The 22,133-nt window shown below is 40.6% G+C and carries 14 protein-coding genes; 8 read left to right on the top strand and 6 right to left on the bottom strand.

Annotated elements, in window-relative coordinates:
- Positions 1–38: 38 nt before the first annotated feature.
- Positions 39–182, bottom strand: a complete 144-nt coding sequence (locus tag AL038_RS16585; protein ID WP_161575475.1) for an RHS repeat-associated core domain-containing protein — start codon at positions 180–182, stop codon at positions 39–41.
- Positions 183–806: 624 nt separating this feature from the next.
- Here AL038_RS16585 and AL038_RS16580 point away from each other — a divergent pair.
- The 8 genes from AL038_RS16580 to AL038_RS16545 all read left to right on the top strand — a co-directional run bounded on the left by AL038_RS16580 (position 807) and on the right by AL038_RS16545 (position 15,346).
- The gene (locus tag AL038_RS16580) at positions 807–3,968 is read left to right on the top strand and encodes a C1 family peptidase (RefSeq protein WP_062154706.1); all 3,162 of its coding nucleotides are present in this window, start codon (positions 807–809) and stop codon (positions 3,966–3,968) included.
- Positions 3,969–4,346: 378 nt separating this feature from the next.
- The gene (locus AL038_RS16575; protein WP_062154704.1) at positions 4,347–5,327 is read left to right on the top strand and encodes a PstS family phosphate ABC transporter substrate-binding protein; all 981 of its coding nucleotides are present in this window, start codon (positions 4,347–4,349) and stop codon (positions 5,325–5,327) included.
- Between the two features lie 141 nt (positions 5,328–5,468).
- Positions 5,469–6,410 (top strand): Rpn family recombination-promoting nuclease/putative transposase, encoded by a 942-nt coding sequence (locus tag AL038_RS16570; RefSeq protein ID WP_062154702.1) that lies wholly within the window; start codon positions 5,469–5,471, stop codon positions 6,408–6,410.
- Positions 6,411–6,565: 155 nt separating this feature from the next.
- Positions 6,566–7,102, top strand: coding sequence for a hypothetical protein (locus AL038_RS16565; protein ID WP_062154700.1), 537 nt, complete (start codon positions 6,566–6,568; stop codon positions 7,100–7,102).
- 149 nt (positions 7,103–7,251) lie between these two features.
- Positions 7,252–9,471 (top strand): response regulator, encoded by a 2,220-nt coding sequence (locus tag AL038_RS16560; protein WP_236839417.1) that lies wholly within the window; start codon positions 7,252–7,254, stop codon positions 9,469–9,471.
- 107 nt (positions 9,472–9,578) lie between these two features.
- The gene (pckA, locus tag AL038_RS16555) at positions 9,579–11,162 is read left to right on the top strand and encodes a phosphoenolpyruvate carboxykinase (ATP) (RefSeq protein WP_062154696.1); all 1,584 of its coding nucleotides are present in this window, start codon (positions 9,579–9,581) and stop codon (positions 11,160–11,162) included.
- A gap of 330 nt (positions 11,163–11,492) precedes the next feature.
- Positions 11,493–13,499, top strand: a complete 2,007-nt coding sequence (locus AL038_RS16550; RefSeq protein ID WP_062154695.1) for a tetratricopeptide repeat protein — start codon at positions 11,493–11,495, stop codon at positions 13,497–13,499.
- Between the two features lie 116 nt (positions 13,500–13,615).
- Positions 13,616–15,346, top strand: a complete 1,731-nt coding sequence (locus AL038_RS16545; RefSeq protein WP_236839415.1) for a GspE/PulE family protein — start codon at positions 13,616–13,618, stop codon at positions 15,344–15,346.
- A gap of 85 nt (positions 15,347–15,431) precedes the next feature.
- On the opposite strand, the gene truB is transcribed toward AL038_RS16545, so the two are convergent.
- The 5 genes from truB to rimP form a co-directional block, all read right to left on the bottom strand.
- A complete protein-coding gene (truB, locus tag AL038_RS16540) occupies positions 15,432–16,367 on the bottom strand; it encodes a tRNA pseudouridine(55) synthase TruB (protein WP_062154694.1) in 936 nt (311 codons plus the stop codon).
- Positions 16,364–16,762 (bottom strand): 30S ribosome-binding factor RbfA, encoded by a 399-nt coding sequence (gene rbfA, locus AL038_RS16535; protein WP_062154693.1) that lies wholly within the window; start codon positions 16,760–16,762, stop codon positions 16,364–16,366. Before rbfA ends, truB begins: the two co-directional genes overlap by 4 nt.
- A gap of 183 nt (positions 16,763–16,945) precedes the next feature.
- Complete coding sequence (gene infB, locus AL038_RS16530) at positions 16,946–19,771, bottom strand: translation initiation factor IF-2 (RefSeq protein WP_062154692.1); 2,826 nt, start codon at positions 19,769–19,771, stop codon at positions 16,946–16,948.
- A gap of 207 nt (positions 19,772–19,978) precedes the next feature.
- The gene (gene nusA, locus AL038_RS16525) at positions 19,979–21,484 is read right to left on the bottom strand and encodes a transcription termination factor NusA (RefSeq protein WP_062155588.1); all 1,506 of its coding nucleotides are present in this window, start codon (positions 21,482–21,484) and stop codon (positions 19,979–19,981) included.
- 24 nt (positions 21,485–21,508) lie between these two features.
- Positions 21,509–21,979 carry a ribosome maturation factor RimP gene (gene rimP, locus AL038_RS16520; RefSeq protein WP_062154691.1) on the bottom strand — a complete coding sequence of 157 codons (471 nt, stop codon included), beginning with the start codon at positions 21,977–21,979 and terminating at the stop codon, positions 21,509–21,511.
- Positions 21,980–22,133 lie beyond the last annotated feature (154 nt).

The following is a 22,133-nucleotide window of genomic DNA, read 5'->3' as shown; positions in this document are numbered from 1 at the left end:
TAGAATGTAATTGATGAGGATGAAAAACACTATTAACATTAAGGGTATAAATCTACCTGTTTACCATCAACTCCAATCGGGTCTGTCATTATCCACCGCCCGATTTCCGCCTCATAATCCCGCGTCCCAAACTGCGTCAGTTTTGTATCTTTAGCATTACCAATGAAAGAAACAATAGCCACTATGTGGTTTTGCAATTTCTTAGAGAATGATAAAGTTTTACCAATCGACTAACTTGCTGTTTCAATGCATTGTTAAGACGTTTGCTAACCCTCTTTGACGCTTCCAAAAAACTCGCATAACGCACTGCGCATTAAAGATAAACCACTGAAATGGGTTTCCATAATATTGCTATACCACTCGTATCACGTTTTCCAACCAAAAAGCCTACTATTTCTCTAACCATATTTAAAGAAAATAAAGTTTCTTAAGCAAAAACCATTTATGTTAGTAAACATAGACAAATTATTGACAATAGTTATTTTATTTTTAAATTTTTCTGCTGTTTGAGAATTCATGGTTTACAAATTAGGATAAAAAAACACTATCACTTTACAATAAAGTAAAAAGTTGTCTAATTTATTGTAAATTGATATTTTTTATATTTTATTATACTTTACGTAGTGCTATTTAAAAATGGCATTAATACTCTTACTTGGTTCAACTTTAGTACCAGTTCTAGTTGTCAATGTAGTTCAAGCGGTAACTTCAGTTGTCAAAATAAGTAACAACAACATACTTTTCCTTTAGTTTTTGGGTATTTCTCGTTACCAATTTTTTGGTAACGGGATATCGTGAGGTGTCTTATGTTCAGGATTCAAACAAAGAATGACCTTCGTTATATTTTTTTAAAACTGCTCATCCTAACTTTATGGCTAGTAGGATTTTTACTCCAACCCAGTTTTGCTACGGACAGTTTAACAGTTGGTAATGTCAAATTTAGCAATATTCGTACTTCTATTCCCAGTGGAAGCACTGTTGCTAATGGGCAAAAAATCACAATTCATTTTAATTACGAGGTTACAGATTCTAATTGTAGCAGTTTTTGGATTCGGCTTCTTACTGATGGACTGGCAGTTTACGACGAAAGTTCCCCTCTAATGTGTGGTAGTGGTGATTACTCTTGGTCTTTCATGCTGACAAATAATTCCAGTGTTAATGGTTTCTATTTTGCGAAAAGAGACGACACTTTTACTTGGTCAGAAAAAACGGGAATAATATTTCCTGTTACATATGTCTGTTGTTCTACAACCCTAGCTCTAGAGAATCTAACATTTGTTACAATACCAAACCTAGTTGCTAATGAAGCAAAAGCATTTTCAATTCCCATTGAAGCAGAAACTATAAGTCAATCTGTAAACCTTGAGGTTTCAGCATCCATTTTTAATTTTGAAACAACTACTATCAATATAGATAATATTATTAATATTAGTGCATTAGCCATCAAAATTAGATTAATGCTAAATATTATAGACACAATATTTTCAGGAGTCGGCGGAATAGATACTTCTGCCTTTGTTCGAGTGGTATTAATTGATAACGAGACAAAAAGGGAGTATCTGGTATATCAAAAGAGTTATCAGGAATTAACAGAAGAAGAAAAATTTAACTGGTTGTCAGATTATTTAGTTTTTAACGCTGTTTGCCAAGAGAGTTGTGTTTTACCAAAAACAATTCACACTTTTTCACTACGTCTTGAAGCGAAAAGTGCTGTACTTAGCATTCCTGAGATTTACTACGTTAATACCCCGTTATCTTCTAGTACAGAAACAGTAATAAAACAACAAAATACTGTTATTGTCCAAAAGCTTAACGAACAACAAGATATTGGATGGATTGCCGGGGAAACCGCTGTTTCTAATTTAACTTATGCAGAAAAAAAACATTTAACTGGTGCATTAGCTGATGATGAAACTGAAGTTGGAGAACTTAATTTGCAGGGTTTTGAATATTACCGAGGTGGTATATTTGATTTAAAATCTAAAAACCCAAATGATACACGCAATTTGAGAAAAACTCGGCGACAAAGTGCTTTGGTCGACAGTTTTGATTGGCGGAATAGACATGGAGAAAATTGGGTTACTGCTGTAAAGGATCAAGGTAATTGTGGAAGTTGTTGGGCCTTTGCTGATACAGGCACTTTAGAAGCAGTTACCAACCTTTATTTTAATCAACAGCTAAGTTTGGATTTATCTGAGCAAGATGTATTGTCTTGTAATCCTGAAATCGAGTTTACAGATGAAAACGGAAAACTTGTAAAAAGAAAACTAGGTTCTTGCAACGGCGGACCAATGTTTACTATTCCTCAGAAATATCTCACTTTAGGTATTGTTGACGAGAATGCCTTCCCTTATAAAGCAACAGATTTACTAGCCTGCTCTGATAAACAATCTATTTTTAGTGAAAAAGTTAGTATAAATAAAGCAGGTTCATATTTTGATTTAAGTGAAGATAATGAAGATGATATAAAGAAATTGCTCATCGAAAAAGGTCCTTTAGTCGCGGCTGTTTGGAGTCTTAGTCATGCCATGATATTAGTTGGTTTCGAAACTGATTTAGATGGAAGAACTATTTGGATTTTTAAAAATAGTTGGAGTGGAGGTTGGGGAGGAGCTGGAGCTATGGGCGATATTGTCAATGAGAAGACAGGGAAAATATCGCATTGGGGTAAATATAAATCCGAAGGCTCTGCTGAAAATGGTTTTGCTTATATCAAACTAGAACCTAAAAACTTAAGTGTCATGGCTATCGAACCACCAATTAATAGTCTTGCTAAAGCACGCCAGATTGTTTGTGTTGATAAAGATAATGATAATTATTGCAACTGGGGAATATCTGAGGAAAAACCCTCAACTTGTCCATTATCTTGTAAAGCTGAGAAAGATTGCGATGATTCTGACGCTAATTTAGGAACTTTCAACGCAAAATACGAATGTGAAGTAACTGGTGAAACACCAGCTAAACCGCCAATTGCCAGTTTTAGTTTATCCCCAAATAAGGGCGCAAGTCCTTTAACAACAACACTAGATGCAAGTGATTCAAGCGATTCTGATGGTTCTATCGTTTCCTACTCGTGGAAATACTCACCGTTAGATGATGATAGTGAAGAAACTTCTATCACAACATCAAATAGTCCAATAGTGACACATACTTTTACAAATATTGGTCAATATGTTGTTACTCTGACGGTAAAAGACTCTCAAGGTTTAGAAAGTGTTTTTAAAAAAGTAGTAAGTATTACATCTGTTCGTTCTTCCTCAAGTTACCCCAACTTAGGCAAGAGCTTCAGCTTTACGAGTGCAGGACAAGCTTCTATCGCAAATGCAATATTTTCTGGTGGACTAATTACAGTAAATAATACAACGCCAAGAAAGGAATCAACCATTACACTGGCTGATACAATAAATATTTCAGGAGAAATCAACGTAGCACCCGAACACACCAACCAAAAAGCGGATATTGTTGTTGTTGGTTTTTATGCCCGTGAAGGACACTTAAAAAACGACGATCCTAGCCTAGAAAACTGCGACCCTGCTATTTTGAATGAAACACCACGAGCAGACAGTGCATTTAATGCAAATAGTGGCTATTACACTCGTACTAAAAAAAGTGCAGGGGAAACTGAAACAGGGGACAATTGGTATTGCTCTTGGGTAACAGACGCGCTAAAAGATAAAATGACGATTGATAGCAAATGGTGTAAGCCTTCAGTGGCGGAAACAGACCCACGAGCAACGCCGACAACCCCGCAGGAATATTGGCAGGCATGGAAAGGGGGATTAGCTGATTTAATTCAAAATCCTTTGGAAACGGTTGATGCATTACCTGCAACGCAACCCGTTACCTTATATGCAGGTCAGTTCGATGCAGTGGGACACTTATGCTTATATTTTGGCTATCGCTTGCATAATTCAGGGTTATTAGTCTTCAATGGTGAAACACCTATCCTAGTTCGTGTTCGTCAATAGGTTTGTTAAGTCTTGCTTTAAGGTAGAGGTATTGTGATTGCCTCTACCATTATTTATCTCACACGCTATCTATTCATTTATCCACAGTTAGTGCGAGATAACCCGCAAATGTTTGTAATAAATAGTCAGTTTTTTTCCAATAAGTAAACTTTCTAAATGCTCTCCCCTTAAAAAGCCTTGTGTAATAGTTTGTTATAGAAATTTTATTTTGAGTGAATCATTACAACAAATCACTACTTCTTTAACACTACCAAAACTCAAATGCCTAACCCATCCCGTATTGACTGATACAATCAAAAATTAAAACTGTCATCAACATGTCATACACAAAATAGACAATAATGGTTGCTTTAAAACTTACCACAGGAGTTGTATTTGATGAAAAAATTACTTACGGCAGCATTATTTAGCGTTAGTTGCGTAATTGCTGCACCCGTATCTGCTATAGATGATTTGCATGAGTACAAAGGTGGTGCCAGTGGCGTTTCTGGTAATCTGTCCAGCGTTGGCTCAGACACCATGAACAACCTCATGACCCTGTGGGCAGAAGAATTTAAAAAATTCTACCCCAACGTAAATATTCAAATACAAGGTGCTGGTTCTTCCACCGCGCCCCCTGCTTTAACAGAAGGTACGGCACATACAGGCCCAATGAGCCGTTCTATGAAGCCTGGCGAAATTGAAGCGTTTGAAAAGAAATTTGGTTATCCCCCAACTGAAGTTCGCGTAGCTATCGATGCACTCGCTGTTTATGTGCATAAAGACAACCCTCTTGATGGTTTGACCATACAACAAGTTGACGCGATTTTCTCCTCAACTAGAAAATGTGGTGGTGCAGAAGACATCATTAAATGGGGTCAAGTTGGTTTAAAAGGCTCTTTAGCCGAACAATCCATACAATTATTTGGTCGTAACTCCGTTTCTGGCACGTATGGCTATTTTAAAGAACACGCCTTATGTAAAGGCGACTTTAAAAACAATGTGAATGAACAACCGGGTTCTGCTTCTGTTGTCCAATCCATCAGTGCTTCTTTAAATGGCATTGGTTACTCAGGCATTGGTTATTTGACCTCTGGCGTAAAAGTGCTTGCTATTTCTCCTAAAACTGGCGCATCAACCGTACCTGCCTTAGTTGGCGATGGTGCAGACAAATACAAGAACGTCATCAGCGGCACATATCCGTTATCCCGTTTCTTATACGTTTATGTCAACAAAGACCCAAGCAAGCCTTTATCTCCACTGGTTAAAGAGTTTTTAACCATGATGTTGAGCAAAGAAGGTCAAGCCGTGGTACAAAAAGATGGTTATGTTCCATTACCTATCTCTGTTGTAGAAAAAGAGTTAGCAAAGTTAAAGTAAGCTAGACGCTTGTCTAATCAAACAAAAACCCCGCCCTTGTGCGGGGTTTTTATTTGTGTAAATAATGATGAATCGAGTTGCAGCATGTTTGATGTTTTATAATTATAATTCAACGCTAAACTCCTTCATTAGAAAAACACCATGCGCGTCAAAGACAAATACATTAACCCTTTTACCGATTTTGGGTTTAAAAAACTTTTTGGAAGTGAACCCAATAAAGATTTACTCATCGATTTTCTCAACGAACTCCTGAAAAAAGAAACAGGACGTATTCTCGACCTAACCTACCTGCCGCCCGAACAACTCGGACGACACAACGATGCACGCAAAGCGATTTTCGACATTTACTGTGAAAATGAACACGGCGAGAAATTCATCGTTGAACTCCAAAAGGCAAAACAAAACTATTTTAAAGACCGCAGTATTTACTATTCTACGTTTCCTATTCAGCAACAGGCTGAAAAAGGGGAATGGAGTTTTAAACTCAATGCGATTTATACCATTGGTATTTTAGATTTTGTGTTTGATGAAGATAAAGAAGACCACGATGTCTTTCATCATGAAGTACAATTAATTGATAAAAGCACACAAAAAGTGTTTTATGATAAATTGACTTACATTTACCTAGAAATGCCGAAGTTTAAAAAGAAAGAAGATGAATTAGAAACGCATTTCGACAAATGGCTATATATTATCCGCAATCTGGAAAATCTGACTAATCGCCCGCCAAAATTGCAGGAAAAAGTGTTTAGTAAATTATTTGAACAAGCAGAAATTGCAAACTACACCGAGCAAGAATATGCCGACTATGAAGAAAGTTTAAAAGTTTACCGTGATTTGAAGAATGTCATCGATACGGCTTTTGAGGAAGGTGTCGCAGAAGGTATCGAAAAAGGCAAAGTAGCAGGTTTAGCGGAAGGTATTGAGAAAGGTAAAGCAGAAGGCTTAGCTGAAGGCATAGAGAAAGGCAAAGCAGAAACTATTCGCCTCACGGCATTACAACTCAAACAAGCAGGGGTTGCTATTGACGTTATTGCCAAAGTAATGGGATTAACGGTTGATGAGTTAGACAACTTACCATGAGTATAAGGTGTGTTGGTTAGCGTGTTTTTTCGCACTGTAGCAGTGAATGTATAAGATACATACTTTTTCGCTTACGTAAATATTGGTAAAAACCTGACAGCAGATAAAAACGTTCTTGGTTACAATAAGTCAATTTTTTAACTCGAGTAATGGAAATGCCGTATCAATCAACATTAATAACCCAAGGCACAGAAACTTTTATCACGGTTAAGTCTTTAACTATTACAATGTGTTGGACAAGTGCTGTCGATCTTGACTTGGCCGCCGCATATCAAACTAAAACGGGTAGGCAAGGATTGGTTCACTTTGCCGAGTTGGGCAGTACCGATAAGTTTCCCTTTATTAAGCTGAGTGGTGACCAAGGTATCGGCGATAGACAGGGTAATAACTCAGAAACCTTGTGGATTAATGCGTTAGATGACATGGATTATGTTTGGATTTTCTGTTGGGATTATGGCATGGTACAAACGGGTAGTCATGGACGGTTTAATGATTGTGATATAACCTTACAACTTATTGATGAAAAAGATAAGTCTATCCAAGTGAAAGTAGATACCAGCGAAATGGGGAATGTCTGTTGTATTGCAACGTTGGATAATAGCCAACAGGAGACAAAACTGATTAATCTTAGTAAGGTAGGAACATTACGAGGTTTATCTAAGTTGGAACAATTATTGAATATTTTGAAATAACTATTTTATCATTTTATGTCATAACCACTTGAGTCTATGTAGTTTGGTAATGTTAGCTTAAGTTATAAATGCAGGAACACGTCCCTACTCCTGCATTTCTCTCATGTGACGTGGCTATTATTTCAATAAATAACAAGAGAATAATGATTATGCCGATTTCCACCAGCGAGCAATTAACTACGTTAGTTAATCATTTGCTTGATAAATATAAGAATATAGAGGCGGATGACCAGCAAGCACTACGTCTTCTTTGTCAATCAGTCTGCGATGTCGAACAGGGTAAAACAGATTTAGAAATTTCCCTAGAAACGATGACGGAACATGCAGATACATTTGAACGACAATTAGTTGCTGCACGGGATAATTTAGAAGCTGAGGTTGTGGTTAGAACCCGTGAATTAGCTGAAAAAAATGAGCATTTGAAAAAAGAAATTAAAGAAAGACAACGAATTGAGGAAGCACAACGTAATAATTTAATTTTTCTCCAAACCTTATTAGACAGTATCCCTAGTCCTATTTTCTTTAAAAACCTAGCAGGTCAGTATTTAGGTTGTAATTCTGCATTTGCAGAAACGGTGGGTTTGCCAGAAGAGGATATCGTCGGACGTACCGTTTATGATATTTTTGTTAAAGCACGCGCCGATAAGGATGATGAGGTTGACCATCTATTACTAGAAACGCAAGTCGGACAAGTTTATGAAATAGTAGCTGAATTACCAGACCATACGATGCACGATTATATTATTCATAAAACCCGCTTTTGCAGTGCTGATGGCAAACCTGCGGGTATTGTTGGCATTATGGTTGATATTACTGAGCGTAAACGTTCAGAAGCCGCATTATTTAAAGCAAAAGAAGAGGCCGAGCAAGCCAACCGCGCAAAAAGTGCATTTTTGGCGAATATGAGCCATGAACTCCGCACACCACTCAACGCAATTATTGGTTATAGCGAGATTTTACAAGAAGATTTGGTCGACATGGAGGGGGAAGCCTTAATCCCTGATGTGAAAAAAATCCATGCCGCAGGTAAACATTTACTCGGATTAATCAATGATGTGCTGGATTTATCAAAAATTGAAGCGGGAAAAATGGATATTTTTACCGAAACCTTCGATTTAAACGGACTTATTCAAGAAGTCGTTGCCACCATCAGCCCCCTGATTCAGAAAAAAGAAAATACCCTTAAGGTTAATACCTCTAATCCGCTTGGAAATTTACATGCTGATTTAACAAAAGTCAGACAGATGTTGTTTAACTTACTAAGTAATGCAGCAAAATTTACCGAACAAGGACAAATTGGTTTAACGGTTAAGCGCGAAAGTCGCGATGATTTAGATTGGGTCGTGTTCAGCGTTACTGACCAAGGCATTGGCATGACCCCTGAACAGATTGATAAACTCTTTCAACCATTTACCCAAGCAGATAACTCCACCACTCGCAAATATGGCGGTACAGGCTTAGGTTTAACCATTACCAAACGCTTTGCTGAAATGATGGGCGGAAACGTCATTGTTGACAGCAACTATGGTAAAGGCAGCACTTTTTCCATCCATTTACCTGCTTATGTGATTACCCATGTTAGCGAAAAACTCTTAGGTATTAATCCAAAAACCATCAACAAAACAGGAGGAAATCGTGTTTTAGTAATAGATGACGATGCCGTTGTTCGTGAATTATTACAAAACTACATCGGAAAATTAGGCTATCAAGTAACCACTGCTGACAGTGGTGACCAAGGACTAAAACTGGCTCGCGAATCAAAACCTGATGCAATCACCCTAGACGTTATGATGCCGGGCATGGATGGCTGGATGGTACTGTCTGCATTAAAAAATGACCCCGCCTTAACCAATATTCCCGTTATTGTCCTTTCCATGGTAGAAGAAAAAAGCATAGGCTACTCACTCGGCGCGACAGAATACATCACCAAACCCATAGACCGCGACCAACTAGGACAAGTACTGGGTAAATATCTTAAAGACCAACGTCAACAATGGCTGTTACTGGTTGAAGATGATAAAGTAACTCAAGATATGATTAGTAGCCAACTCAGAAAAGCAGGTTGGCAAGTAGAAACCGCTGATAATGGAAAAATTGCACTAGAATTACTGGCAATACGGAAACCTAATCTAATCTTGTCGGATTTGATGATGCCTGAAATGGATGGTTTCGAACTCATCAAGCGTATTCGGGAAAACGTACAATGGGCTGATATACCCATTATTGTTCTAACTGCCAAAGATATAACCCCAGAAGACCGACAACAATTAAATAATCGCGTAGAAAAAATCTTCCAAAAAAGCAGTTATCAACGCGAAGACCTACTCAATGAACTACGCTTTTGCTTAATGAAAATAACTACCCCATAAGTAGTTAGAACGTATCTAAACCAACAATAAAATAACAAACTGACATGATTTAATTAATAAAAGAGATAACGACAAGTCAGTTATTTTCATACAAAGAGAGGATAATTATGATTTACAAAAACTTATCGGCTACAAAACTCATAGAACTTTCCCTAAAACGCTATGAAACATCCCTTTCAAAAGATGGCGCACTCGTCGCCATGTCAGGACGTTTCACAGGACGTGCCGCTAAAGACAAATACATCGTCCGCGATGCAAACAGCGAAAAACAAGTCGACTGGGGAACAGTCAACCAACCTATCAACAGTCAACAATTTACCCAACTGAAAACGAAAGTATTAGAAATTTTAGACGGTAACGACCGTGATAGCTTTGAGGTAGAATCCTCTGTTGGTGCAGACCCCCGCTATGCCATGCCCCTCGTGGTTCGAACAGAATTAGCCTATCAAGCACTATTCTCACAAATCATGTTCCGCGAGCCGATACCCCAATATTCAGGCAATCCCCTGTTAGAACCCTTCTACGTCTATGTGGCCCCCTCGGCTAAAGCTGACCCTGATGCAGACGGTACTCATTCAGAAACCTTTATCGGCATCAACTTTACCACCCGTGAAATCGTCATCGGGGGAACAAAATATTGTGGTGAAATCAAAAAATCGATTTTTACCGTTATGAATTATTACCTCCCACAACTCAACGTCATGACCATGCACGCCTCTGCCAATACAGGCGACAATGGCAAATCCGCCGTCTTTTTTGGACTCTCAGGCACAGGCAAGACAACCTTATCTGCTGATGCAACTCGCCATCTTATTGGTGATGATGAACACGGCTGGAGTGATGAGGGCGTATTCAATTTTGAAGGCGGTTGCTATGCCAAGGCCATCAAACTATCCCCTAAAGCGGAACCTGAAATCTGGGCAGCCTGCCACCAATTCGGCACAGTTTTAGAAAATGTCGTGATGGATACCGACACCCACACCATCGACTTTGATTCTGAAAAAATTACCGAAAATACCCGCGCCGCCTACCCCATTGCAACAATCGCCAATCATCACCCTACCGCCTGTGCAGGCGAACCGACAGCAATTGTCATGCTTGCCTGCGATGCCTTTGGCGTATTACCCCCTGTTGCCAAATTAAGCCCTGAACAAGCTATGTTTTATTTCCTCAGTGGTTACACTGCAAAAGTGGCTGGCACAGAAGCGGGAATTACAGAACCCCAAAGCACATTTAGTGCGTGTTTTGGAGGCCCCTTTATGGTGTTACACCCTACCCGTTACGCAGAACTACTTGCCGAACGGATAAGACGCTCAGGTGCAGACTGCTATCTCGTCAATACAGGCTGGTGGAAAGGGGCTTACGGCGTTGGTGAACGGATGCCAATTGCCATGTCCCGCCGTATTGTCAACGCCGCAATTTCTGGTGAACTCGCCAGCGTCCCCTTTGAAACTGACCCCGTGTTTGGTTTCCAAGTGCCTACCGCACTATCAGGCATAGACAGTGCGAATTTAAAAATGGTGAATACTTGGCAAGATAAAAACGCCTACAATACACAATTGTTAAAACTGGCAAAAATGTTTTTGGACAACTTCAAAAAATATGAAGGCAAAGTCAGCGACAGCTTGAAACAAGCAGGGCCTAAATTACCTGAAATGGTGCAAAGTGGGGAAAAACTAGCCGTAGTCTGATAAATACAAGTAACGGGCTATCTGCTTATACTTAAAGGGGCGAATTTATTCGCCCTTTTTTATTTAAAAAATAACGGCATTGTGCTTGCAATGCAACATAATGATTTATATAAAAATTTTAATAAACAGGATATGGGGGATGTAGCAATATTACGGGAATCCTTTAAGGAAGGATTTACGCTATAGTTTATATAGTTATCGGTCAACATAGATTGTAGGTTTTCTGTAGATCAGGGTTTACAAGTATATCTTTGATAGTAAAAAATTATTATGATATTACTTCGTTTTAAAAACCCTGATTGGTCATGCTGTTGAGAAGGATATATTTTCATGAGTTTATTAATGGATGCATTGCATCAAGTTGAACATATTAAGTTAGGCAAACCTACCTATGGTTCACATGAAAATACAGATACTTTACAATGGGATGATTCCATTTTTAATGTTGTGCCTTCCCCAACAACAGAAGATATTCCACCCGTCGCATTAGCGTCCACACTGACCGATGAAACACATGTATTAGAATGGAATCAAGATATTATTCCATCCGCTGCGTCTTTGGTGATTCAGGTAGATCATGAACCTTATTCTAGTATCCCGCCAGTTAAGCAAGCTATTGATGATAAATCTGATTTAGATTTAATATGGGATGAGCATTTAACCACCACGATATTTGAAGAACAACAAGTGTTGAATGATTGGCAAATGCCTTTTGACGCGCCTGTAACCACAACAAATAATTCACTTAGCACACAGCAACAAGTTAAAAATATTGAAGAAAATGAGGATGTGTTATTTCTAACAGATGATGATGACGAACTCTCTTTGCCTGTATCAGAGACAGTTACATATCAACCAGAAAACGCATCATCATCGGAACAAGTGACAGAAACATTGTTGTGGGATATAGCATTATTACCGCCCAAAACGAATACGACAGATACACATTTAGCCAATACATCACAAACATTTGATGAATCTGTTGAAGCAGAAGACGAACTGTTTTTAGTCGATGAGAATAGTGAATCTACTTTATCAGAACCTATTGTTTCTACACAGCAATCAGAAAAAACATCACTACCTGAATTCGAACAGACCGCAGATACTTTATTGTGGGATGCCGCATTATTAACAGCAGTAACACCGACTGAAATTAAACCAAATGCAACGGATTTAACTTGGGATGAAGCCCTATTTGCCCACGAAAATGCGACTATTGCAGATAAACAACACAGTGTACATCGGATTTTATCCGCAACTGCTCAGCCACGCTCAACACAGCATTACGGATTATTTGCTGTTTTAGGTTGTTTGTTAGCGGTAGGCGGTGGTATCGCGTATTATAACAATATGTTACACTTTAATCTTCCAAGCCTACAAGCAGACACGACACACACATCGATTCCACTACAAGCACATGCGCGAAGCAATTTCCCCTTACCGTCAACACAAACAACAATAACAACAGAATCAATCATAACTGAACAGCCACTCATTCAACCAGCCACCGCGCAACTTAACACACATACTGCCTTAGCCTCGCTAGAAAAAGTGATTAAATTCACAACAAGCCCTTTAAACTTATTTGCTCCCAAAGCAGATAAACCCGCAAAAAAACCGCCAGTATCAGAAGCTATTTATAAACCCAGTGAGCCACCTAGACAAATTGCGGTTGAAACAGATACGATTAAAATTCGGCGCAGTGTTGCGAATAAGTCTAATATTTCAACTGATTTAACAAATGGTTATACTGCTTTTAAACAAGGCAATGATAATGCTGCTTATCAATATTATCGTACTGTCTTACAACAAGATGAAAACAATCGCGATGCTTTATTGGGTATGGCGGCTATTGCCAGTAAGCAAGCCCAACCTGCACTTGCTCGCCAATATTACCAACGGATTTTGCGCCAATACCCACAAGACCGTATCGCACAAGCAGGCTTGATTGCAGTTTTGCCCGAACAAGATATTGAACAGCAAAAAAATCAGCTCAATTTATTATTACGCGAAACACCACAATCGGCTTATTTGCATTTCAGTTTAGGCAATTTATATGTAAAACAAGGACAATGGCGTACTGCACAAGAATCTTATTTTGAGGCGTATCGATATGATAAAAAACAAGCGGATTATGCATATAACTTGGCAGTCAGCCTAGAACATATTAATCAACCTGCATTAGCACTTTCTTACTATATGCAAGCAGTTGCACTGGCAGCACAACAATCCGTCAGTTTTGACATACAAACAACGCAACAGCATATTATTGAATTAAATACTTATGCGGCAACACAACAAACCAGTGCATTATCAGAACTCGCTACGCAACAATAAGGCGTTTATCAGGAACAATCATTGCCTTTTCCTCATGATATTCAGCATTGAGATAGTGCTGAATATCACTTAAGTTTCACCCGCAAAAACCTTTCTTTATTGGCTAACCCACGTTTATGAATCAAGTTGTCATGCCTAGTCATAGTATTAACCATGAATCTATTCGCCCGCGTTTAGGTGAAATTCTTATTACACAACAGATTATTAGTACAGATCAGCTAAAAGTTGCACTGACTGAGCAGAAAAAAACCCAAGAACAATTGGGTAATATCTTGGTTAAACTTGGATTTGTTTCCGAAGCGGTCATGCGTGACTTATTAGGACAAACACTAGGACAAAGTAGTATTGAACTGTCGAAACTGGTTGTTGACCATGAAAGTTTAAGCCTCGTACCTAAACAGTTAGCCCGTCGTCATTGCTTAATCCCCATTAGTTTTGATAAAAAAAATAATTTATTGCGGGTTGCAATGGCCGATGTTTTTAATGTGTTAGCCATTGACCAGTTGGTTGCATTGTTAGGTGGAAATATTCGTGTAGAACCCCTATTGGCAGGGGAAGCCGAAATCTTGGCAGCGATAGACCATTTTTATGGCTATAACCTATCACTTGACGGCATTTTGCATGAAATAGAAACGGGAGAAGTGGATTATCAAAGTCTAGCACCGAACCGTGAGGAATACAGCCAACCACTGGTTCGTCTAGTAGATGCATTATTATCTGATGCGGTTAAACGCGGTGCATCGGATATTCACTTTGAACCTGAAAAGGGTTTTTTACGAGTGCGCTACCGTTTAGATGGCGTATTACAACAAATCCGCAGCTTACACAAAAGTTATTGGTCGGCTATTGCAGTACGTATCAAAGTGTTAGCAGGATTAAATATTGCAGAAAATCGTATCCCACAAGATGGCCGCATCAGCTTAACGCTTTCTGGACGGTTGATTGATTTTCGTGTGTCCGTACAACCAACAATTTACGGAGAAAATATTGTATTACGTATTTTAGACAGTCAACGCGGTTTATTAGCTCTTAATCAATTAGGTCTAATGGAAGACAGTTTAAATGTCTTAAAACTCATGATTGCACGTCCTGAAGGGCTGATTCTAATGACGGGCCCAACAGGGAGTGGCAAAACCACAACACTTTATTCTCTTCTCAATCATCTTAATAATGAAAGCGTCAATATTATGACGTTAGAAGACCCCGTTGAATATGCGTTAGGTCGTGTGCGACAAACAACCGTTAATGAAGGCGTAAAACTTGATTTTGCAACGGGTGTGCGCTCTATTTTACGGCAAGACCCTGATATTATTCTGATTGGGGAAATACGTGATGAAGAAACAGCAGAAATGGCATTTCGGGCAGCAATGACAGGGCATCAAGTGTATTCCACCTTACACACTAACTCTGCAATCGGCGCAATTCCCCGTTTATTAGATATAGGCATTCAGCCCGATTTAATGGCAGATAACATTATCGGTGTTATCGGACAACGCCTTATTCGCCGATTATGTCCACATTGCAAACAACCCTATACACCTAACGAAATGCACCGCCGTTTATTGGGATTATCGGCTAATCAAAACATAACCTTGTACCGTCCAACAGGATGCGAACAGTGCGAACAACGGGGTTATAAAGGGCGATTAGCCTTGATGGAACTGCTACGGTTAGATGATGGTTTACAAGAACTGATTGCACACCGTGCAACCACTTATGATATTAAACACCACACCCAACGGGCAGGTTTTCGCGCCCTAGCACAAGAAGGGATTCGGCGAATTTTAGACGGAATTACCAGTTTAGAGGAAGTTGCGCGGGTGGTGGATTTAACCAGTCAATTATGAGGCGTAACAAACAATGCGTGAAAACGCCTCAGCATTTAACAGGTAAATTATATTTAAAAACATATAGTTATCTCGCTATACGCCATTAATCCAACCAATTAAATACCCGACGTGGCGCAATTCGTCCGTCAGCTAAGACCTCACCTAATCCTAAAAAATCCGTTTTATCACAACGGGGTGTAGGTGTTGTCAACAACTTTACCCATGTTTGCACAGGTATATCATGCGCTAAACTGACTGCCTGCCCATGCTGAATAGCCGCTGCCTGTTGTGCAGATAAACAGACCGTTGACCACCATGGCAACGCACTGTACAAAGGCTGTAAACATGCGTCTAACGCCGTTTGCCCCTGTGCGGCGGCCTCTGTTAGTGTGTCCATATCGAGCATTGTTTGATATTGCCCTACGCCGATACGGTGTAACGCACTGATATACGCACCACAACCCAACGCCTCCCCCATATCCTCTGCAAGTGTGCGAATATACGTGCCTTTAGAACAACGGATTTCTATTGTCAGGCGATTTTCTTGAAAAGAAATAATCTCAATCGCATAAATCGTGACCGCTCGTGCTGGTCGCTCAATACTGATTCCCTGTCGTGCCAAACGATACAGCGGTTGCCCCTGATGTTTTAATGCAGAATACATTGGCGGTACTTGCTGAATTTCGCCTAAAAACTGCGGGATAATGGTTTGAATACGTGCCAAATCAAGCGTATCTATTGAACGCTCTTGTAAAATATCGCCTTCAGCATCGCCTGTCGTGGTGGTTTTACCCAAAGTACATTCCGCGCGATAGCTTTTATCCGCTTCTAATAAAAAGCTCGATAACTTTGTGGCCTCGCCTAAACAAATCGGTAATAACCCTGTGGCTAAATTATCTAAGCTTCCTGTATGTCCTGCTTTTTCTGCTTGGAATAAATGTTTAACCCGCTGTAACGCATGGTTAGAACTGATACCTAAAGGCTTATTTAACAAAATAATGCCATGTACAGGACGGCGGGGTCTGCGGGGTTTGCTCATGTTGCGGGCTTTATATCATGCTCATCATCTGTAGGACTGGTGTCATCCGCAGGTAAAACGGAATCAATAAGTTGGGACAATTGAATTGCATATTCAACAGACCCATCATGCAAAAAGTGCAATTTTGGTGTAACACGTGTTGTTAAACGTTGTGCTAATTCATGGCGTAAACCACTCGCTGCTTGGTTTAACAACGTCACAACTTCCGCAGGTTCGCGTTTATTTGCTAATAAACTGACATACACTTTTGCGGATTTTAAATCGGGAGATACATCAACACTTGCAACCGTAATCATGCCTAAACTCGCATCATTAATGTCACGGCGGATTATATCAGATAACTCGCGTTGGATAAGCTCGCCAACACGTTGATTACGCTTATATTCTTTTGGCATATTCTAACTATTTTAACTCTTGCGTCATGTTCTTAAAACTTTTAGGGATTGAACATTTACCCAATCATGTGATAACAGATTCATTTCCCAGAAAACAAAAACCCGTCAAGTTTATCACTCGACAGGTTCGTGATTCACTAACACAGAAAACACATTGCTGTATTCGTTGTCAGCCTAACAAAATTACAATTTCCGTTGAATCGTAACCTTGTCATAAACTTCAATCTGGTCGCCTTCTTTCAAATCATTGAAGTTTTTCACACCAATACCGCATTCCGTTCCTGCTTTCACTTCATTGACATCATCTTTAAAGCGACGGAGTGAGTCTAACTCGCCTTCAAAAACGACAACGTTATTTCGCAATACACGGATAGGACATTGGCGTTTAATAATACCTTCAGTGACTAAACACCCTGCAATTGTGCCAATTTTAGACACACGGAAGACTTGACGAGCCTCAGCCAGACCAATAATAACTTCTTTTACCTCAGGGGCTAACATACCACCTAAGGCTTTCTTCACTTCATCTATGGCTTCGTAAATCACACTGTAATAGTGTAAATCAACTTCTTCTTCGTTAATAATGCGTCGCGCTGTATTATCCGCACGGACATTAAAGCCGATAAGAATTGCATTTGATGCAATCGCCAAGTTCACGTCAGATTCAGTAATTGCCCCCACGCCACTGCCAATAATATTAACCTTCACCTCATCAGTAGAAAGTTTAATTAACGAATCTTGCAACGCTTCTAATGAACCACCGACATCGGTTTTAAGGACGATATTGAGGGTATTAACCTGTCCCGTTTGCATTTGCGAGAACATATTTTCAAGCTTCGCAGCTTGCTGACGGGCAAGTTTAACCTCGCGGAATTTTCCTTGACGGAAAAGGGCAATTTCACGGGCTTTACGCTCATCAGTAACGACAATCGCTTCATCCCCCGCGCTAGGTATTCCTGATAACCCTAAGACTTCTACAGGCATAGAAGGACCAGCAGAGTCGGTAGGTTTGCCATTTTCGTCAATCAAAGCGCGAACTTTACCAAACTCGTGCCCTGTTAAGAGGATATCGCCACGGCGTAATGTGCCATTTTGGACAAGAACCGTTGCAACAACACCGCGTCCTTTGTCTAAACGGGATTCAATCACCACACCACGCGCAGAGCCTTCCGTTACTGTCGTCAGTTCTAAGACTTCCGCTTGTAACAGAATAGCTTCAAGTAATCCATCGATACCTTCTCCTGTTTTTGCAGAAACATGGACAAACATGGTATCGCCACCCCATTCTTCGGTAACGACTTCATATCCAGACAATTCTTGCTTAACACGGTCAGGGTCTGCTTGGGGTTTGTCAATTTTGTTAATAGCGACAACAATTGGCACTTTCGCCGCTTTAGCATGTTGAACGGCTTCAATGGTTTGTGGCATCACACCATCATCTGCTGCAACCACAAGGACTACAATATCAGTCGCTTTTGCTCCCCGTGCGCGCATGGCGGTAAAAGCGGAGTGTCCCGGTGTGTCTAAAAAGCAAATTGTACCGCGTGGGGTATCTACATGATACGCGCCGATGTGCTGGGTAATCCCGCCTGCTTCCCCTGCTGCAACTTTAGCTACACGAATGTAGTCCAGTAAGGAGGTTTTCCCATGGTCAACGTGTCCCATGATGGTAACAACAGGTGCGCGAGTAGCACGGTGTCCTTCTTGCTGAGTTTGCATGACCTCTTCTTCAAGGGCATTTTCTTTCAGCAATTTGGGCACATGTCCCATTTCTTCCACTAAAACGGCGGCGGTTGCTTGGTCTAAAACTTGGTTAATAGTGACCATGCTGCCCATCTTTATCATAATTTTGATAACTTCGGCCGCTTTAATGGACATTTTTTGAGCTAAGTCAGCAACGGTAATGGTTTCAGGAATGCTGACATCGTGAACCATTGGGGTGGTAGGCTTATTAAACCCGTGTAAGGGTTGGTCAAACTTACCGCCTTTTTTCTGCTTTTTCCGATGCTTCCCACCAGTATCATCTTGTTGACGCTCGTGTTTTGTTGGGCGATCATCACGTTCGCGCCCACTGACAGGCGCTTTACCGTCGCGTCCTTTTTCTTTAGCAACCGCTTTACCGGGGCGAGCAACTTTCGCTTGTTTGCCCCCTTTACCTAAACGGTCTTCGTCCACTGCGAGGCTTAGAATTTCATCATCATCGCCTTCATCCACTACAACAGGTGTAGCAGGTGCCATTGGCTTACGTTTTACGTCGGGCTTTTTGGTTGCTTGTGCAGGCGGTTGTTGGGGGTTGCTACGTTGTTGCTGTGCTTGTTGTGGGCGGTTATTTGTGCGTTGCCCTTGGGGTTTATTATCTGAACGTGTGGGTCTTTCTGTTCTGGATGGCTCTGCGTTGTTTCTGACGGCGACTTGCGCATTGCTAGGCATTGCAGAGGTGGCTTGAGCGGTGACAGGATGAGACGTTGTCGCTTCGGCTTGTGCTTGCTTGCGTTGTGCTTCTTGTTGTCTTCGTTCTGCTTCAAGACGATTTTTTTCTTCACTTTCTTGTTGCAGACGGCGGGCTTCTTCTTCCTGACGACGAATTTCCGCTTCTACTTCGCGCTGGGCAGCTTCTAATTTATCTTTTTGGATAAATTGTGTGATTTTAACTTCTTCTTCACCTGTCGGACGTTTAACGTAGGTGCGTTTTTTGCGAACTTCTACGCTCACCGTTTTTGCGCGTCCGCCTTGTGTACTGGGTACACGGATTTCACTTACAGTTTTACGGGTAAGGGTGATTTTGTTAGGTTCACTGCTATTTCCCCCGCTACTGTTGGTCGCAACGGGTTTTTCAACATCTTTGCCGTGTAACTGGCGCAAATGGGTTAGCAGTTGCAATTTTTCACGGTCGTTAATATTGTCGTCGGCATTTTTCGCAGGTAATCCCGCTTCGCCTAATTGGTTTAATAGACGTTCTAGCGGAATTCCCACCACATCTGCAAATTGTTTTACTGTCACTTCAGCCATACTACTCTCAGTTACCGGGTTTAGTTATTCGTTGTGCTTGAATCGTTAGCCGTTGGTACACAAGCGGATGAACAGGTGAGTGTGAGGAATCACACTCATGTCGGGGTTTTCTTTGTTATAAAATGAGGAAGATGCAAGCCTTACGGTTGTTTGGATTAGTCTTGCATACTGCATATTGTGCAGATTGTATAATTCCTCAGCCATTAATTACCCTTGTTGTTTTTCCTGTTCGAACCAAGGCGCACGGGCTTGCATGATTAACGTGCTGGCACGGGCTTTGTCGAGTCCGCCGACGCTTATCAAGTCGTCAACCGATTGCTCGGCTAAATCATCCATACTGATAATGCCGTGACTGGCTAAACGTCGTGCAAGTTCGCTGTCCATGCCTTCCATATTGGAGAGGTCTTCTGCGGGTTGCGCGTCGCTTAAGGCTTCTTCTTCGGCGATAGCGTTGGTTACGAGCGCGTCTTTTGCCCGATTTCGCAGTTCTTTAACCATTTCTTCATCGAATTCTTCGATTTCTAGCATTTCGCTCAGGGGTACGTAGGCTACTTCTTCAAGACTTGAGAAGCCTTCTCGTACTAGTATGTCGGCGATTTCTCCTTCTATATCTAATTTTTGTACAAACATATCACGGAGGGCTTGTATCTCGGCTTCATTTTTTTGTTCAGCTTGAGATTCCGTCATGACATTTAGTGTCCAACCTGTCAGAAGACTAGCAAGTTTAACGTTTTGTCCCCCTTTGCCTATCGCTTGTGATAGTTGTTCTTCTTTAACTGCGACATCCATGCTGTGTGCGTCTTCATCAACAATAATGGATACAACTTCAGCAGGTGACATAGCATTAATTACGAATTGTGCAGGATTTTCATCCCACAGAATAATATCTATTTTTTCGCCACAAAGTTCGTTCATCACGGCTTGTACACGAGAACGGCGCATTCCAATACAAGCACCAACAGGATCAAGTCTTGCGTCTTTGCTGCGTACCGCAATTTTAGCACGTAAACCGGGGTCACGGGCGGCACTAATAATTTCAATGAGTCCTTCACCAATTTCAGGAACTTCTACAGTGAAGAGTGCTTTTAAAAATTCAGGCGATGTACGGTTTAAGAAGAGTTGGGGGCCTCGTTGTTCAAAACGGACGCTCTTGAGAAAACCTCTCAGTCGGTCATTGGTTCTGATAGCTTCACGCGGAATAATTTCTTCACGGGGTATCATTGCTTCTGTGTTGCCACCCACATCGACGATAATATTACCTTTTTCAATGCGTTTCACAATACCACTGACAATCTCACCTTGTCGACTGGCATAGGCATCGATAATTAGTGCGCGTTCTGCTTCTCGAATCTTTTGTACAATAACTTGTTTGGCGGTTTGCGCACCAATACGGTCAAAACCAACGGATTCTATTTGTTCTTCCCAGTAATCACCAACAGCAAGTGAGCTTTCTTTATTTTGTGCTTCTACTAGGCTAATTTGTTTTGCAAGTTGTTCAGGACGTTGGATATCACCTTCGACAACCAGCCAACGGCGAACTGTTTGGTAATCACCTGTTTGACGGTTAATGGTGACGCGCACGTCAATTTCGTTACTGTATCGTTTTTTTGTTGCACTGGCTAACGCACATTCTAATGCTTCAAAAATTGTATTTTTACTAACGCCCTTTTCGTTAGAAACGACATCAACGACAAGGAGTATTTCTTTATTCATAGCCATTCCCTCTATCCAGAAGACTTAATGTTTTGCAAAGTCGAGTTCTTCAGGCACTAGGCGTGCTTTGTCTATCTGTTCATAAGGCAGGCTGTACTCTGTCCCTTCTACTACCAACAAAATATGTTGGTCTTGTACACCTTGCAAAAGACCTGCAAAGTTTCGTCGTGTTCCTAGTGGTTTATTTAAACGAATATTCACTTGGCGACCAATAAAACGGCTAAATTGTTCGAGCATAAATAGTGGTCTGTCTAAACCGGGCGAGGATATTTCTAAGGTGTAATGACTTTTAATAGGGTCTTCAACATCTAATACACCACTGACTTGTCTGCTCACACGTTCACAATCGTCTAAGGTAATGCCCGTTGGGCTGTCAATATAGACACGTAGTAAAATACCGCGTAGCCCTTGTGAAAGACGATCTATACCAACCAATTCGTAGCCAAGTGCAGTAACTGTTGGTTCTAATAAGGATTGTAACTTCGTATCAAACATGATTCCACTTTAAACATCAGTTTTGCAGGTGATGTGTTTATTGACCCGTCTATAAAAATAAAAAATGGGCATATTGCCCACTCCTAAGTTTGCTCGTCATTTCACATTAGACAATTTTGTACAACAGATGCGTTGTTACAATTGCTTAAGCCTC

The sequence above is a fragment of the Beggiatoa leptomitoformis genome (assembly GCF_001305575.3).
In the GTDB taxonomy this organism is placed as follows: domain Bacteria; phylum Pseudomonadota; class Gammaproteobacteria; order Beggiatoales; family Beggiatoaceae; genus Beggiatoa; species Beggiatoa leptomitoformis.
Note: the sequence above shows the minus strand (reverse complement) of the source record. Positions and strands in the feature narration are given on the sequence as shown.

Bases quoted from the DNA above. Each gene is read 5' to 3' on its own strand.
- AL038_RS16580 (WP_062154706.1), top strand. From the start codon at position 807: ATGTTCAGGATTCAAACAAAGAATGACCTTCGTTATATTTTTTTAAAA.
- AL038_RS16575 (WP_062154704.1), top strand. From the start codon at position 4,347: ATGAAAAAATTACTTACGGCAGCATTATTTAGCGTTAGTTGCGTAATT.
- AL038_RS16570 (WP_062154702.1), top strand. From the start codon at position 5,469: ATGCGCGTCAAAGACAAATACATTAACCCTTTTACCGATTTTGGGTTT.
- AL038_RS16565 (WP_062154700.1), top strand. From the start codon at position 6,566: ATGCCGTATCAATCAACATTAATAACCCAAGGCACAGAAACTTTTATC.
- AL038_RS16560 (WP_236839417.1), top strand. From the start codon at position 7,252: ATGCCGATTTCCACCAGCGAGCAATTAACTACGTTAGTTAATCATTTG.
- pckA (WP_062154696.1), top strand. From the start codon at position 9,579: ATGATTTACAAAAACTTATCGGCTACAAAACTCATAGAACTTTCCCTA.
- AL038_RS16550 (WP_062154695.1), top strand. From the start codon at position 11,493: ATGAGTTTATTAATGGATGCATTGCATCAAGTTGAACATATTAAGTTA.
- AL038_RS16545 (WP_236839415.1), top strand. From the start codon at position 13,616: ATGAATCAAGTTGTCATGCCTAGTCATAGTATTAACCATGAATCTATT.
- truB (WP_062154694.1), bottom strand. From the start codon at position 16,367: ATGAGCAAACCCCGCAGACCCCGCCGTCCTGTACATGGCATTATTTTG.
- rbfA (WP_062154693.1), bottom strand. From the start codon at position 16,762: ATGCCAAAAGAATATAAGCGTAATCAACGTGTTGGCGAGCTTATCCAA.
- infB (WP_062154692.1), bottom strand. From the start codon at position 19,771: ATGGCTGAAGTGACAGTAAAACAATTTGCAGATGTGGTGGGAATTCCG.
- nusA (WP_062155588.1), bottom strand. From the start codon at position 21,484: ATGAATAAAGAAATACTCCTTGTCGTTGATGTCGTTTCTAACGAAAAG.
- rimP (WP_062154691.1), bottom strand. From the start codon at position 21,979: ATGTTTGATACGAAGTTACAATCCTTATTAGAACCAACAGTTACTGCA.